The following is a 16,575-nucleotide window of genomic DNA, read 5'->3' as shown; positions in this document are numbered from 1 at the left end:
TAATAGAGGGCATATTCCCTCGAAGAGGAGAACTTTTACAGAACTTCGGGACCTAATTTGATAAAAGAAATGACAAAAGGCATCGAGAGACGAGCTCTCGATGCCTTTTGTCGACAATCTGGAACTACCTTTTGTAAGGTAGTTCTTTTTTTATGAATTTCTACTATTTTTTCTTAAATCATGTATTTTTATGTTGAAAAGGAACATTTTTTGTAAATTGTAACAAAAGATTAATAGTTTCTTTGGCGAAAATTTGTTATGGTAAGATATAGGTTATAAAGAGAGGAAGGTGACTTGCTTCAAATTACACAGGAAGCGCATACTATGAAAACAAAAAAAACCCTAATTTTGGCAATGATGATGGTGTTTGCATTAATTTTCAGTACACCACAATTTGCTAGTGCAGCACAATCGACAAATGACACATATCCGCTATCACCAGGGGTAAAATATTCAAACTACACGCATAAAGGATCAAAAACAAATATAGTAAATCATCTAGAAGTAGATTTAGCTGATTCTTTTACTAAAATAAGTTTAGGTTTACCAACTCCTGTTAATACGTTAATGACGACAACGCAACATGCGAATAGTCATACAAAGGAAGGGAACCGGGTAGTTGGGGCAATCAATTCTAATTTCTATAATATGGGTGATGGCTATCCGTTATATTTAATTTCTCAATATAACACAATCGTAACACCAAGCGTTATATCAAGCTCAAGTTCAAATTATGTAAGTCAACCAATTGCTTTTGGAATTACGAAGGATGGTAATGGTGAAATTGCATATTACAACAGCAAAATTAACGTTACATACAATGGTGAGACAAACGAAGTAAATGGGTTAAACGTTAAGCGCGGAGATAATGAAGCAGTTATTTATACACCACAAAACCATAGTTCAATGACGCCAAATGGTGGAAAAGGTATGGAATTTATTGTGGAGACAGGCAATACAATTGGTTCAACGAAATTCGGCCAAACGTTAACTGGGAAAGTTACAGCAATTCGTGGTTATGATGATGAAGCGAAGGCAAAAATTCCACGTAACGGTTTTGTACTTTCATTTAATGGCTCGACTTGGGGTGATAAGTACAGAGGTATTAAGATTGGTGATGAAATTTCGGTAAATTTCTCAATTGATAACCGCTGGATGGATGCACAGTTTATGATGGCGAGCGGCCCATTACTTGTACTGGATGGCAAGAAGAATGTATCTATGAACGAATCGAGTTCACGTGCAAGAGAGACTGCACCACGTACTGCAATTGCAATTAGTAAAGATAAAAAGAAAGTACATTTAATTACAGTTGATGGTCGTATCAATTCAAGTGCAGGGATGACCTTAACTCAGTTTGCAGATTATTTAGTAAGCCTTGGTGTGGATCGTGCAATCAATTTAGATGGCGGCGGTTCAACGACGATGGGTATACGGAAATATGGAAGTAATACGGTCGTATTAGCGAATACACCGTCTGGGGGCACACAACGTCGCGTCTCAGCAATTATTGAAGCGATTAGTACAGCACCAACAACAAATGCACCAAAACATATTCAAGTAACTCGTGATAAAGTTGGTACATTATTAGTAGGTGCAACAGTAAAACTTACACCAAATTATGTGTTGGATGAGTATTACAATCCACTGCCTATGAATGCAAGTGATTTTACTATAACGTCGCAAAATAACACAGTTTCAGTTAATGGGTTAAGCTATACAGCCGTTTCACCTGGTTCTGAACGTTTAACTGTGACGAATCAAGGTGCCGCACAATCAATTAGCTTCAATGTAGTTGATGCACCAGCTGGACTTACTATTTCAGGAGTATCAGGATCGGTTGAACCAAATGCATCGATTCAATTAAAAGCAAATATTACGGGTGCAAATAATGAACCGTTAATCTATAATGATTCGCAAATTCAATGGTCAATAGATGGAGATATTGGTTCGGTATTTAGTTCGGGCGTATTCAAATCAAATGGTAAAGAAGGTACTGCCCGTGTAACGGCAACATTAGGAACGAAATCAGTTTCTAAAGAAATCGTTGTAAAGGCAGCAGAAAAAGCATTGTTCAAAGATATTTCCGTGAACAATCGATATAAAACTGAAATAAATTATTTAGTTGAAAATAAATTAATCAGTGGTTATCCGGACGGTACTTTTAAGCCGGAATTAGCGTTAAATCGTGGTCAAGCAGCTGTATTATTAACACGTGCATTAGGCTTATCAACAAAAGATGTTGCTAACCCTGGATTTAGTGATTTATCAACTAACAACACATATTATGGTGCAGTTGCTGCCATTGTCCAAGCAGGCATTATGAGTGGTACAGGTAATGGTAAGTTCGAGCCAGGTAAACCATTGACTCGTGCACAAATGTCAAAAATTCTTGTTGAAGCATATGGTTTAACAGGAACAACTGCTGCGAAATTTAAAGATGTAAGCACAAAGCATTGGGCGTATGATTATATTCATACTTTAGCGGCAAACGAAATTACAACAGGTTATGAAGACAATACATTCAAACCAGGTGTAGAAGTATCACGTATGCACTTCAGTTTATTCTTATATCGCACAATCACACAGCAATAAATTTGAGAACCTTTGTAAAGCTGCAGCGAGGAATCGCAGCTTTTACAAAGGTTTTTTTTTTGTGGGGAAACGGAGGACGGTGGGGAGAGAGATGGACTATTGATATGAGCTTAAAGCGAAGAAGGTAGGACGGGGATGTATATAAAAATAAGAGAAGCGAATATTGTCTATAATTGCAATTTATAGTAAAAATATATTTCCTGCAAATAGGGTTATATAGACAATTTACTAAGAAAAAACGACTGAAATCACCAAGTCGCAACCAATACTCATCACAAACCGTCAATTAAACGAAAAAACACATTTTTTTGTATTGAAAAAAGTAATCTCACTTTCGGGAATATCGTTTCAAACGAACATTATGCTATACTTGATATATAAATTATTAAGTGGAAGGGGGTTCCTAAGTGAGTTTTGCACCCCCTTTTTTCAAATGAAAATGAAATAAACCAGGCATACATAAATGCTTGATTCAAAGGATGATTGTATAGATGAAAATTGGAATTGTCGGAAATTACGGAAATGATAACAATGGTGATGAGGCGATTTTATTAAGTATAATTCGCCAACTGCAAAAGGTATTTCAAATAGATACACAAAATATAACGGTGTTTAGTAATAATCCGAAACAAACAGCAGAACGTTATAGTGTACAAAGCGCTCCTTTATATTACAAAAATGGAAATGCAGTAAAAACGTTTGCTAAAACATATAAAGAGAATTCTAAAGTGGTGAAAAACCTTGATTTCGTTGTCATCGGCGGCGGGGGGATTTTAATGGATCTTTATAAACGTGAAGCCCCATTATACGGCTCATATGCGATGATGGCCCATAATAACAATGTACCTTATGTCGTATACGGCTGCGGAGCGGGTCCACTTAATACAGGGTTAGGGAAATGGTTCATACGCTACATGGCAAAGCATGCACAAAATATTTCTGTGCGCGATCCGCAATCCCAAGCTCTTTTAAAATCCATCGGGGTAAAACGAGATGTACCTGTAATTGGGGATCCGGCATTTAGTTTAGAAGTAGAACGTTCAAATTATAGTGAAAAACCAAAATCAGTAGGTGTGACAGCGGTACCTTATTATAATGCTTCGTACTGGCCAACAGGTGATGAAACAAAGTATGAGAATTATATAGACGGTATGGCAAAAAATTTAGACCGTTTAATTGAAGAACAGCAAGTTGAAGTTACGTTTTTTGCTACGAAATATCCACAAGATGCTGACGTAACAAAAGATATTCAGGCGAAAATGAAGCATGCACAAAACACAAAGATCATTGATGAAAATTTACCGCCCCAACGTATTTTGGACCTTACAGCTACATTCGATGTGTTAATTGGCACAAGATTGCACTCACTGATTTTAGCAACAGATGCAAAAACGCCGATTATTGGTGTGTCTTATCATGTAAAAGTAAATGACTTTTTACAAATGGCAGGGTTAGGGAATTATTCTTTACCTATTGAAGAACTTCATAAATCAGACGAAAAATTTGCAATGCTTTTTAACGACATGGCTGTAGATTGGAACGGTGCACAAAAATTAGCCGCTCGTACAAATGCGTCATTTAAAGAAAAATCAGCATTAGGAGAGCAGCTTTTAAAAGAAGGTGCTAAAAGATCATGAAAAAAGTTTTAGTCATTAGCAATATGTATCCATCAAAGGAGCATTTAGCTTACGGCATTTTTGTGAAAAATCAGGTTGAGCAACTTGAACAAGAAGGTATTGAAACATTACTTGCTGTTAATACGAATCCTGCTACAGGAAAGAAAACTGTGCTGCTGAAATATTTGAATTGGGCGCAAAACTTTATGCGTATTTTCCGTGCAAATAAGAGAAATATTTCGCTCACACATAGTCACTATGTCTTTCCGAGCGGATTGTTCAGCTATTATTTAAAAAAGCGCTACAATATTCCTTATATCGTAACTGCTCATGGTGGAGATATTAATAAAATGGCCAAAAAGAGTGGCCAAATTCGCCAATTTACAGAGAAAATTCTGCAAAGGGCAGACCATGTTATTGCTGTAGGGGAAGAGCTTGCGACGACAATTGAAACGAATTTCCATGTTCCAAACGATAAAATTTCTGTGATGAGCATGGGTATTGATCGTACAGTTTTTAAAGAAGCAGATAACAAACAACACTGCGCTGTTGAGCTCGGAATGGACCCGAAAAAGACAAATTTTTTATTTGTCGGCAATATTATTCGTGAAAAAGGTGTTACAGAGCTCGTACAAGCCTTCAATAAAGTTTCTGAAAGCATACCTGGTCAATCTGCACTTTACTGTGTAGGATCAACAAAGGATACGAATTTTACAAGTAAAGTGAAGGAACTTGCAAAAGGTAATGTAGACATTCATTTTATTGAGCCAATGCCACAGACAGAATTAGCCCACTATTTCCAAGCAGCGGACGTTTTTGTACTTCCTTCTTATATCGAGGGGCTTGGTTTAGTAGCGCTGGAGGCGATGAGCTGCGGGACACCGGTAATTGCATCTGATGTCGGAGGATTGCATTACATGTTGGCAGATGGTGCCGGTGTATTAGTTCCGCCGAAAGACGAGATTCTGCTACAGCTTGCACTTGAAAATGCAGTGAAAGAAGGCATTCAAGTAAATGATTCGCGTGTGAACGAGTTGCTTGAACTTCATGATGCGAAAAATATAATTGCTCGTTTAAAAAAGATTTACTCAAAATATGCAAATTAATGTAACTGTAATTAAAGGATTGTGATAAGCGTTGAATGGAATTTTAAAAATTATAGGGGCAGTAGCTGTTATTAATATACTTGCCAGATTAGTCGGCTTTGCCCGGGAGACATATATCGCTACCTACTTCGGAACAACGGTATATTCGGATAGTATTATTAATGCTTATACAATCCCAAATTTTTTGTATTTAGTAATTGGCGGGGCGTTTACGACGGCGTTTATATCGGTTTACCATAAAACTACGTCGAGCATTACGGAATATATTCGACGTACGTTTACAACGATACTCATAACGATTACGCTTGTTGTCATCTTGTTTATAGTTTTGGCCGATCCAATATTAATGCAGTTTTTCCATGTGAAGGACAAAGCGGAATATGAAATATTACGCTCTCTTTACTTTTGGATGATGCCATCGACAATTATGCTCGTGTTATCAACTTGGATGAGCGGTATTTTAAATGTACAGGGCCGCTACCATTTGTCGGCATTTTCAGTACTTATTTATAATGGTGCATTTTTAATCGTATCGGTTGTATTGTCTATTATGATGGGACCAATTGGAATGGGAATTGGGGCATTGGTTGGTGCCGTTTGTATGTTCTTGTTCTTAGTATACGGTGTACGCAATGTGAAGGAAATGTCATTTAAACCGAGTATAAAAGGCGCAGAAGACCAAAAAATGCTATGGAAAATAGCATTACCAATTTTACTTGGTGGTGCTACGGCACAGCTTTATATACTAATTCAGAGTTTCTTTTCAGCGATGCTTGAAGAGGGGGTTCGGTCAGCAATGAACTATGCGACCAAAATGTCACAGTTCCCACAAGCAATTTTAATGACTGCCGTAACGACGGTAATTTTTCCGCTGCTCAGCAGAAAAGAGGGAGAAGGGGATACAGAGTCTGTAAAAGCACTTTACGTGCGTGGTATGCGGTTATTATACATACTCGTTTTACCGGTTTCCGTGTTCTTCTATTTCCAGGCAGAGGCAATTATACGGATAATATTTGAATATAACAAATTTGGTGCTGAATCAACAGCGATTACAGCACCGTTACTGCAAGTATTTAGTACGACAATGTTCTTCCTTGCTGCGAACACGTATATTACACGTTTCTATTATGCAAAGGGGAATTCTGTACTACCGATGATTTTTAGTATTTTAACGGTCTTCGGTGTGAATATCGCTGTTGTATTAGCGACAATTGATGTTTTAGGTGCAAATGCGGTAGCACTAGGTACATTAGTTAGTGCGATTGTGAACTTCCTTTTACTTATAATCGTTTTACATAGTAAGTATCAATTAAAGCTTGTAAACAAGAATATTGGACAGTTCATAAAACTTGCAGCAATTGGATTATTGTTTATTGTAGTTAACTGGGCGATTGCAGAATGGATTGTTCTGGATCAAAAGTGGATGCATATAATACTCACATTTGTAATTGCTTCAATTAGTTACTTCATAATACTTTTTGTCTTTAAAATACAGGAGCTTCAGCAAATTGTAGGTAAAGTATCAGGGAAAATTTCCAGGAAAAAATAGAAAAATGCGTATCCGAAACAGGATGCGCTTTTTTGAGGTATATGCCATGTTGAGGGGTGTAAACAACAAACTTTATCCTAATATGTATAAGCCAATTCACTGCTGTTTTAAAAAAAGCTATATTTGGTTTTGAAGGATAATATAAGGATAGCCTACAAGGAAAATATTTAAAAGTAATGTTAATAGACTGCATAATATGCAATGATATCTTATATTTATGACAGATACCTTTATTTTAAGAAATATTTAATATATAATTGTATTTGGAATAATTGGAATTAATTATATGATGTACTAATCATCTAAAATAGAGATAAGGGTGGAGAGGTATGGCAAGAGGACGTCGTGTAAATTCAAGCGGTGAAAAAAGCAAAAAACTATTACTGGAAAAGGCAATTGAATTATTTTCTACATACGGTTATCATCAAACAAAAATTAGTGACATAGTAAAAGCAGCAAATTTAACACAGCCTACATTTTATTTATATTTCCAAAGCAAAGAAACATTATTTAATGATTTAAATGAACAGTTTCAAAATGAATTAGTTGAACTATTTTACAACTCAACAAATGAAGCAACTAATGAAAACTATGCAACAGAAATTATTAAAAATAATTTAAAAAACATGTTTGATTATTTTATGAAAAATCCTAATTTAACAAAAATAGGTTTTTTTGATGCAGAACATTCAACGGCTGTTAAGCAAATGCTTGTTTCGAAATTGGAAAATGTCATTAATCATAGTTTAAACGAGTATCCGGTAGTGAAACGTGTTAATGCGACGGTTCTTGCAGAAAGCTTGGTCGGATCGATGGAACGTTTAACACTAACAAACTTATTGACAAATAAATCAAATCCTGAGCAACTAGCCCAAGATATTAGTATGATTTATTTTGCAAATGAGAAAAGCTTAGTTCACCAATAATTAAATTAGAGACGATTCGCAACTACATACGAATCGTCTCTTTTCTTTTATTAGGCTTCATTATTTTGTTGTAACGTGCAAATAGATACCTTTTTTTAATTTATTGCCTTTTTCTCCTTTAACTTTTGGATGGATAATTAAGGCATACTCTTTTCCGGATGTTAACTCATTTTCAGGTGTGACTAGAAGCTGTCGACCGGACACCTTAAAGGATGTTTCAACAATATTTCCACCAAGTTCGACTAATTCTATTGAAGCCGTATCAATTGTTTTAGCAAGATTGTTGGAAAAGTTGATTTTAAATGTTTTATCTAATGATATATTTTTTAAGGCTGAGATTTCTTTATAATTGCTTAAGTTTGATGCAATTGTATCGTAATGTGCTTTGAAAAGTGGATTATTCACAGTCTTAATATGCGGTTTTACCCCAACTTCATTAATTTTCGTACCATTTGGACCGTAGAAATGGCCAACCGTTAATTTTAGGAAGCTTCCATCTTCAAGCTCATAAAAGGCCTGCATCGAGCCCTTTCCGTATGTTGCTTGCCCGTATAATATGGCGGATTTTTGATCTGATAGTGCTGCTGCTGTCATTTCAGAGGAGCTGGCACTAAATTTATTTATGAGTAATTTCGTATCGACAGGAAATGTACTGGACTGTTTAATAGCGCGAACATTGGAAGTTCCAGTAGCTTCAGTAATTTTGTATGCATAAATTGCATTTGGGAACATGCCAATGAGCTGCTCTGCTGCGGTTACATAACCCCCACCATTATTTTGTAAATCAAATATAAATGATTTGGCCCCTTTATTTTTCAAATCGCGAATCGCCTTTGATACTAGGCTGGCCGTGTCATTGGAAAACGAGTTTAAAGAAATATAGCCGGTATTACCATATAAAATTTTAGTCTCTACATTCGGCATTGAAAAGGCTTTTCGTGTTAAATCCTTTTTTATAATCGTACCATCTTCACGTGAAATCGTTAAGGAGACTGTAGTATTTTCCGCTCCTTTAATACGGGAAGAGGCTTGATCGATTGTAAGGGGGGGAGTTGATACGCCATCGACTTCAGTAATAATGTCGCCTGCTTTTAAGCCAGCACTTTTCGCACTGCCTCCCTCAATAACCTCTGTAATTAGAATACCTTTTTCCACTTTTTCAATGACTACGCCTATTCCGACTGAAGTAAGCTCAACGCCATTAATGAATTCTTCAAATTCTTCTACGGTAAAATAAGTTGAATATGGATCCAGCATATTCATTAATTGCTCGACACTTGTTGCGCGGTTTATATCGCCATTAATAGTGCCAACATAATTTTCCTTCACGATTTGCTTTGCTTCGTCTAATGGCGCAGCGAGCACGGTAAATGGAATTGTTAAGCACAGGATGAAAAATAGTAGTGCTGACAAATGCTTTTTGATCATGAGTCCACCTCATTATTTTTATTTTCTGGAATTATGGGAAGCGAATAACTTCCATATTATTGTATTTCTATTATACGCCATAGTTAAAGAGGGTACATTAAAAGTTTTCACTTTTAATGTACCCTCTTCATCGTCAAACACTTATTATCGTTTTACTAAGTACATAATGTAGCCGATGATACCGCCGACCAATGCTGGGACAACCCATGCGATACCTTGATCGTATAATGGGAATATTGATAGGAATTTATCATAGGCTTCAATTTCAAAACCAGCTTGTTTTATGCCATCATAAATCGCAACAATTCCTGTAAATATTAATGCCATGCCATAAACGCTCGGTGCATGGTTAAATAAGTTACCGAATAGTGCGAATAACATAAGCACAATGGCAAACGGATAAATCGCTACTAATACTGGTAATGATAAGTTAATTAAATCTTCTAGTCCAAAGTTTGAAACACCGAAACTGAAAACCGCAAAAATAACTAAATACACTTGATAAGAAACTTTAGGGAAAATTTTATGGAAAAAAGTCGCATTTGCTGATAACAAACCTACTGAAGTTGTTAAACATGCTAAAATTATGACTGCCGATAAAATAATATTACCTGCTTGGCCGTAAAGTTGTTCCGCAGCTAACGAGATAATAGTTCCGCCATCCTTATGGAAGCCGATAGCCGAAGTGCTTGTTACTCCGATATAACCTAATGATACGTACACAAATGCTAAACCAAGTGCAGCGACAATGCCTGCAAAGATAGTGATTTTAATTTGTTGTGCTTTTTCTGTTACGCCTCGAGCTACTAAAGATTGAATGATTACAATACCAAATACTAATGATGCAAGTACATCCATTGTTAAATAGCCTTGTATGAATGATTCACCGAAAGCATTATTTATGTATGCTCCTTGTGATTCACCAATCTCACCCATTGGAGTAATGACTGCTTTAATCGCAAGTAAACAAATAACGATTAAAAGAGCCGGTGTTAAAATTTTTCCTACACGATCGACTAACTTTGTCGGATTGTATGCTAAGTAGAATGTTAATCCGAAAAATAAGAGGGTTGTGATAAATAATGGGACCCAGCTTTCTTGCATTGTATTAGATAAAAACGGTGCAACGCCGATTGAATATGATACTGCACCTGTTCGAGGTATCGCAAAGAATGGTCCAATAGATAAATAAATAATAGAAGTAAAGATAATTCCGAAATATGGATTAATACGCCCTGCTAATACTTCCAAATCGCCGCCGTTTTTAGCGACAGCAATTATTCCCAAAAGAGGCAATCCTACTCCTGTTATTAAAAACCCAATCATGGAGATTAGTATATTTTCCCCAGCCATTTGGCCTAACTGTGGCGGGAATATGATATTACCTGCACCTAGAAACAGCGCAAATAACATAAAACCTACCGCGATATTCTCGCGGAAAAAACCTGACTTGTTACTCATGTTGACTGAACTCCTTTTAATTTGAAAATACAAAACTTTCTAAAAATTTAAATCTTTTCACAGAAATTAATTCTATCATAAAAATAGTAAAAAACAAGTACATCAAGCAAGGTAAAATTACCCTATACTTTAATTTCCGCAATTTGGACAAAATTCAATTAACACTAAATAGGTAATGAAGTATAATAATATTCATAATCTGTTAATATTTTAACTGACATTCTATCTATTGGCATGTTGTTTCATCTATTGAAAATTAAGTAAAATAGAATTAAATAATAATGGATTCATAGAGAAGGAGGAGTTTTCCAAATGAATATTAAATGGAAGGTAATGCTAACGGGAATAGTATTTTCAACTGCTGTACTAGTAGCACCAACTGTAGAAGCCGCACCTTCTTATTCGGTAAAAAAGGGCGATACTTTAACAAAAATTGCGAAGGCTCACAATACAACGATAAACCATTTGAAACAATGGAATAAACTATCTGAAGACCGGATTTACATAGCGCAAAAACTAGTAGTGACTCCTATTAAGAATACAGTTACAACATCGGGCACTAGTAAAGTTACGGCAATTTCTGTTGTAGAAGAGAAAGTGGAAGTGCCGCAAAAATCATTCCACACCGTAGTTAAAGGTGATAACTTAACAAAAATTGCTAAAAAATATAATATTTCCGTTGGCAACTTAAAGCAGTGGAATCAGCTTAATTCCGATGCTATTAAAGTAGGGCAAAAGCTTGCAATAGAGGTGGCAGCCAATAAAGATTTAGCTGTGGAAGCACCTACTGCCACTAACGTAGAAGCTGTAATTAACTTCAAACAAACGGCAGATGAAGCAATTGAGAAACAATTAAGCAGAGAAGTTGCCTTACCTAGTACTGTTTCGCATCATACAGAAGCTTTATATACACAGGCCATTGCTATTGCAAATGGAACATTAGGTACACCGTATAAATATGGTGGGACAACTATTGAAGGTTTTGACTGCAGTGGCTTCGTAAACTTTGTATTCAATTCTGTTGGTATTCCAATGGATCGAAAAAGTAGTCTCATGTATTTCGAGCAGGATACAAGTAAAGTAGTGCAACCCGTTCCAGGAGATTTAGTATTCTTCAAAAATACCTTTATACCGACTATTTCTCATATGGGGATTTATCTCGGGAATGACGAATTTATACATGCGGGTTCTAAAGGGATTACGATTTCAAATATAAATGAAAAGTACTGGTCAGAACGCTTTGTTGCTTATAAACGACTAAATAATTTAAAATAATTTAGAAAAAGAACTAATAAAAACACGCAGTATGTCGTTTACTAGTTCTTTTTCTATTACAAAACAGAAGCTCTATGTTACAAATATTACGATACACAGGTTAATTACGGCTAATTATTACAATTAATTCCATTTATTTTCAGGTATATAGTTCCAAACCTCTATTATAAATAGGTTTTTATTACGAGTTTAAAGAATAGTGAAATAGGGTAAATGTAACCTTATTGTTACATAACTGTAATGTTATATTCTGTAATATCGTGTTAACCTAATATCAATTAAGTTTTCAGAAAATTAATTGATGTTGGGGGAACACGATGGATTACTTTAAATTAATACGCAATTCGGTACTAACTTTGGCAGCAGCCTTCGTCATTTTCTTCACACCATTGAATGAAAACGAAGCTTCTGCGGAAACGGCATACTCTGTTGAAGAGTTAAAAGAAATCTCTTCCAAGTATTTAGGGGTACGCTATTCATATGGCGGTACGTCAGCTAAAGGTTTTGATTGTTCAGGCTATGTTCGTCACGTATTTAAAGAACTTGGTATTACTTCCCTAGAACGTACATCTTCAGATATGTATAATCAAGGATCTTCAGTAAAGAAAAGTGAACTGGAGCCTGGGGATTTGGTGTTTTTCAACACATCTGGAAAACGTATTTCTCATGTAGGGATTTACATTGGTTCAGGTAAATTCATCCATGCATCGACAAGCAAGGGTGTTATTAAAACAAGCATAAATGACAAATATTACTGGGGTAACAAATATGTAGGCGCAAAACGCGTTGCTAACTTCGCTACAGCAGATGCAATCGCAGCAGCTGCAGAAGATGATTCAGACGTTGATAACACTCCAGAAGCAGAATAATACATAGCTTATACACACTACATACTGCATATAAAATCTCTCACTCTTTTAACAGGGTGGGAGATTTTTTAATAGGAATTTTAAATCTACTTTTATGAGGCGATGTTCTACATTAGGAACTATCCTTCTACATTACAGACAATAGCTTCAACATCCAGTAAAAAAGTTTCTACATAATAAGCTAACAAATAGCGGTCGCATAAATTTCTACGACACATATTGCTTATTAAATCCTCACGCACTAAAAAACAGCATTCGGAGTGAATATGAATTCCGAATGCTGTATATGAAAGTTAACTTCTATTGTGGTACACGAGCTGTCCAGCGGGAAAGATCGATCCCTTTAACAGTAACTAATTCTTTCGGGAAAATAAATGTCCAAGGCTTTGTCGTATTTGGCTGTACAGATAAGACAGGATCTAATTTGAATGAGCCTTTTGCAACAACAACATTACGGGCATCCATTATTTCAAGCGGTAATTGCTCCAGATTAATTGCTTTATCATGGCCATTACGGATAAAGATTGATGCATGTAAGCTACCGTCATTGTTCATCTTAGCTTGTAATCCTGTGAAGTTTACTTCGGTTTTGCCTAGTTTAGGTAAAGTTTTCACGATTTCTTCAAGTTTTTCTTGCTGATCTTTTGGCAATTGTTTTTTCCATGTATCATCTAAGTCTAATTGGTGACCACGTAATGATAGTAAGTTGAATGAAATCTTCCAGCCTTCTTCTGGTACTTTGTCTGCTGTAATGGAAGAAGCAGGGAAAGTGAAGATCCATGGACGTGCACTTTCTGCCGGGATTACACCTAGCTCTTTGAAGTCAAAGTATTGTGCAGCTAAACGGTTGTCGTCTTTATCTAAAATTAATAATTCGATATCGCCTAATTCGATTGCTTCGGATAATGAAGAACGGAAAAATGCTTTTACATTCCATGAACCGTTAGACTGTGAAGGTTCAATATTAATTGCCGATAATGATAATTGATTTGGCTTTAATGGTGATAAATCGTTCGCTAAGAAATTGAATACATATTTTTGTTCTTGTGGTACATCCCATTCAGGATGGAAAGATAATTTTGTAATGACATCACGATCTTTATCTTTTTTTGAAGATTTACCAGATGTTTCTACAACTGATGATGAATCAACAGCACTATCTTTACCAACTTTGTCACTTTTTTTAAATAAATCAAATAAACCCATTCTGTTATTCCTCCACATTCATCGTAATATTTTTCATAAATGCAACAAGTTCTTCTACAATTGTACGACGAAGTTCTTGATAGTTTTTACCGAATAATTCTAAACCTTCACGTTGGTAAATTCTCATTGGGTCTTCTTGTTGGTAATGACGTAAGCCAATACCTTCTTTTAAATGCGTCATTTGCTCTAAATGCTTTACCCACATATGATCGATATAGCTTAGCATTACCTTTGGGATAACTGACATAATTTGTTCGTTTTCCTCAAAGCTTTCGATTACAGCCTTTAATTGTTTTACAGGAGGATCCATCGCATCAAGTAAATTTTTCACCTTAGTTTCATCGCGATTAACTTTGACAGGCTCAATAAATAGGGAGTTTACTGTTTTCTCCATCTTATCGAAATCCCATTCAATAACATCTTTATCTTCTGGGGCATTTTCACGAACTGCAAAGTCCACTGTTTCATACATCATACGAATCAGTAAAGGAATAATATCTTCATTCTTTAATACTTTATCGCGTAAATCATAGACAATTCGACGCTGATCATTAATAACATCATCCAGCTTTAAGTTGTATTCACGCATAGAGAAATGTGCACCCTCAACGATACGCTGTGTACGTTCAATTAGCTCTGTCACTTCTTTATTCTGTACGACACCAATGTCGTTAGTAGTCATTTTTTTGCGGAATTTTTCTACATCATCTTTCGCGAAACGCTTGAACATATCGTCTTCAATGGATAGGATGAATTGAGTTTCGCCTAAGTCACCCTGACGACCGGAACGTCCGCGTAACTGGTTATCAACACGACGGCTTTCGTGCTTTTCCGTTCCGATAACAAACAGACCGCCTAGCTCTTCAACGCCATCTCCCAATACGATATCCGTACCACGACCGGCCATGTTAGTGGCAACTGTAATTCGGCTTCTTTGCCCCGCCTCTGAGATTAATTCAACCTCTTGCTCGACTGTTTTTGCGTTTAATAATTGGAAATCCAATCCGTATTTCTTTAAGTAGCTAGCTACTTTTTCGGATTGTAGTATAGAAGTTGTTCCGATTAATATCGGTTGACCTTTTTCATGGCGACGTAATGCTTCCTGGGCAACATATTCGTATTTTTGCTCAATCTTTTCAAATACTAGATCGGGTTGGTCAAGACGGCGGCGCGGGCGATTCGTTGGAACTTGAATAACGCGCATGCCGTAAACTTCCAAAATCTCTTTTTCTTGTGTTTTCGCAGTACCAGTCATCCCTGATAGTTTCGGGTACATACGGAAGTAGTTTTGAATTGTAACTTGTGCTTGTGCTTTATTCTCATCAGTAATCGTTACGCCTTCTTTTGCTTCGATTGCCTGGTGTAAACCGTCTGAAAGTGAACGACCTTCCATAATACGACCTGTGAACATATCCACTAGCTCGATTTTGTCATCACGTACGATGTAATCGACATCAAGCTCAAACATTACGTGTGCACGGACAGCCTGAATCACATAGTGATACAAAGTTTGATGCTCTAAGTCATACAAATTGTCGACCCCGAATGCAGCTTCAACTTTTTCAATACCTTGATCCGTTAATGAAGTTGCTTTCGTTTCATCGTCGAAATCATAATCTTCTTCAGGTTTGAAACGTTTTGCCAGCATTGCTGCAATGCGGTGCAATTCTTCATTGGCACCCATTTTACCTGCAATAATCAACGGCGTTTTCGCTTCGTCGATTAAAACAGAGTCCACTTCATCAATAATGGCGAAGTGGTAAGGTCGCTGAACTTTATCACCAATAGTATGAGCCATATTATCACGTAAGTAATCGAAACCGAATTCCGTCCCAACACCATATGTAATATCAGCATTATACGCTTCCTTTTTATCTGCCGGTTCCATCATCGGTACGTTAAGACCAACTGTTAGACCAAGGAAACGGTGAATTTGTCCAATTAATTCGAAGTCACGTTTTGCCAAGTAATCATTTACTGTAATAACGTGAACTCCTTTACCTTCTAATGCACGTACATAGGAAGGGAGTGAGGCAACCAATGTTTTACCTTCGCCAGTTGGCATTTCGGCAATATTACCTTCAGTTAATACTAGACCACCAATCAGCTGGACATCGAAATGGCGCATGTTTAATACACGTTTGGAAGCTTCACGGACAACAGCAAATGCATCCGGGATAATGTCGACAAGCTGTTCGCCGTTCTCTAAACGTTCCTTAAATGTAAATGTCATATTTCGAAGCTCATCATCTGACATTGGACTATATATGGCTTCGAGTTTATTAATTTGCTCTACAGTTTTGTAGTATTTTTTTAGCTCTCGAGCACTAGTTTGCTCTTTACTGCGTTTGAAAATTGAGAACATTATTTTACTCTCCTTTAAAATTGGCTACTTTAATATAGTAGACACTCAATTATTTTATCAAATTTTGCTTAAAAAGACTACCAATCAAAAGGGTATTCACAGGAATAGCAGAAATAATATGGAAAATTATACGGTAAAGAGTAATGTTTTTTTTAATAATAATCCTTTTATATTACAAA

The 16,575-nt window shown here is 36.3% G+C and carries 11 protein-coding genes; 7 read left to right on the top strand and 4 right to left on the bottom strand.

What is annotated here, in order from left to right; all coding sequences use genetic code 11:
• The first annotated feature begins 324 nt into the window (after positions 1–324).
• From SNE38_RS16300 to SNE38_RS16280, 5 genes are all read left to right on the top strand, one after another.
• Positions 325–2,595 carry an S-layer homology domain-containing protein gene (locus SNE38_RS16300; RefSeq protein ID WP_191702096.1) on the top strand — a complete coding sequence of 757 codons (2,271 nt, stop codon included), beginning with the start codon at positions 325–327 and terminating at the stop codon, positions 2,593–2,595.
• A gap of 491 nt (positions 2,596–3,086) precedes the next feature.
• On the top strand, positions 3,087–4,232 hold the full coding sequence (locus tag SNE38_RS16295; RefSeq protein WP_191702097.1) for a polysaccharide pyruvyl transferase family protein: 1,146 nt from the start codon (positions 3,087–3,089) through the stop codon (positions 4,230–4,232).
• Positions 4,229–5,317 carry a glycosyltransferase gene (locus tag SNE38_RS16290; RefSeq protein ID WP_191702098.1) on the top strand — a complete coding sequence of 363 codons (1,089 nt, stop codon included), beginning with the start codon at positions 4,229–4,231 and terminating at the stop codon, positions 5,315–5,317. Before SNE38_RS16295 ends, SNE38_RS16290 begins: the two co-directional genes overlap by 4 nt.
• Before the next feature lie 31 nt (positions 5,318–5,348).
• Complete coding sequence (murJ, locus tag SNE38_RS16285; protein WP_191702099.1) at positions 5,349–6,866, top strand: murein biosynthesis integral membrane protein MurJ; 1,518 nt, start codon at positions 5,349–5,351, stop codon at positions 6,864–6,866.
• 329 nt (positions 6,867–7,195) lie between these two features.
• Positions 7,196–7,792, top strand: a complete 597-nt coding sequence (locus SNE38_RS16280; protein ID WP_336046898.1) for a TetR/AcrR family transcriptional regulator — start codon at positions 7,196–7,198, stop codon at positions 7,790–7,792.
• A gap of 60 nt (positions 7,793–7,852) precedes the next feature.
• On the opposite strand, the gene SNE38_RS16275 is transcribed toward SNE38_RS16280, so the two are convergent.
• Together SNE38_RS16275 and brnQ are read right to left on the bottom strand one after the other, a co-directional pair.
• On the bottom strand, positions 7,853–9,220 hold the full coding sequence (locus tag SNE38_RS16275) for a S41 family peptidase (RefSeq protein ID WP_336046897.1): 1,368 nt from the start codon (positions 9,218–9,220) through the stop codon (positions 7,853–7,855).
• Between the two features lie 144 nt (positions 9,221–9,364).
• Positions 9,365–10,681 carry a branched-chain amino acid transport system II carrier protein gene (gene brnQ, locus SNE38_RS16270; RefSeq protein WP_336046896.1) on the bottom strand — a complete coding sequence of 439 codons (1,317 nt, stop codon included), beginning with the start codon at positions 10,679–10,681 and terminating at the stop codon, positions 9,365–9,367.
• Between the two features lie 312 nt (positions 10,682–10,993).
• Here brnQ and SNE38_RS16265 point away from each other — a divergent pair, with 312 nt between their 5' ends.
• Together SNE38_RS16265 and SNE38_RS16260 are read left to right on the top strand one after the other, a co-directional pair.
• Positions 10,994–11,956: a C40 family peptidase gene (locus tag SNE38_RS16265; RefSeq protein ID WP_191702103.1), complete on the top strand. Its 963-nt coding sequence runs from the start codon at positions 10,994–10,996 to the stop codon at positions 11,954–11,956.
• A gap of 317 nt (positions 11,957–12,273) precedes the next feature.
• Positions 12,274–12,825: a C40 family peptidase gene (locus SNE38_RS16260; protein WP_191702104.1), complete on the top strand. Its 552-nt coding sequence runs from the start codon at positions 12,274–12,276 to the stop codon at positions 12,823–12,825.
• A 300-nt stretch (positions 12,826–13,125) separates the two neighbouring features.
• Here SNE38_RS16260 and SNE38_RS16255 read toward each other — a convergent pair whose 3' ends face one another.
• The gene (locus tag SNE38_RS16255) at positions 13,126–14,031 is read right to left on the bottom strand and encodes an accessory Sec system S-layer assembly protein (RefSeq protein ID WP_336046895.1); all 906 of its coding nucleotides are present in this window, start codon (positions 14,029–14,031) and stop codon (positions 13,126–13,128) included.
• Between the two features lie 4 nt (positions 14,032–14,035).
• Positions 14,036–16,396: an accessory Sec system translocase SecA2 gene (secA2, locus tag SNE38_RS16250; RefSeq protein ID WP_336046894.1), complete on the bottom strand. Its 2,361-nt coding sequence runs from the start codon at positions 16,394–16,396 to the stop codon at positions 14,036–14,038.
• Positions 16,397–16,575 lie beyond the last annotated feature (179 nt).

It is taken from the genome of Solibacillus ferritrahens (genome assembly GCF_037027585.1).
In the GTDB taxonomy this organism is placed as follows: Bacteria; Bacillota; Bacilli; order Bacillales_A; family Planococcaceae; genus Solibacillus; species Solibacillus ferritrahens.
This window is presented reverse-complemented; position numbering and strand designations above follow the sequence as displayed.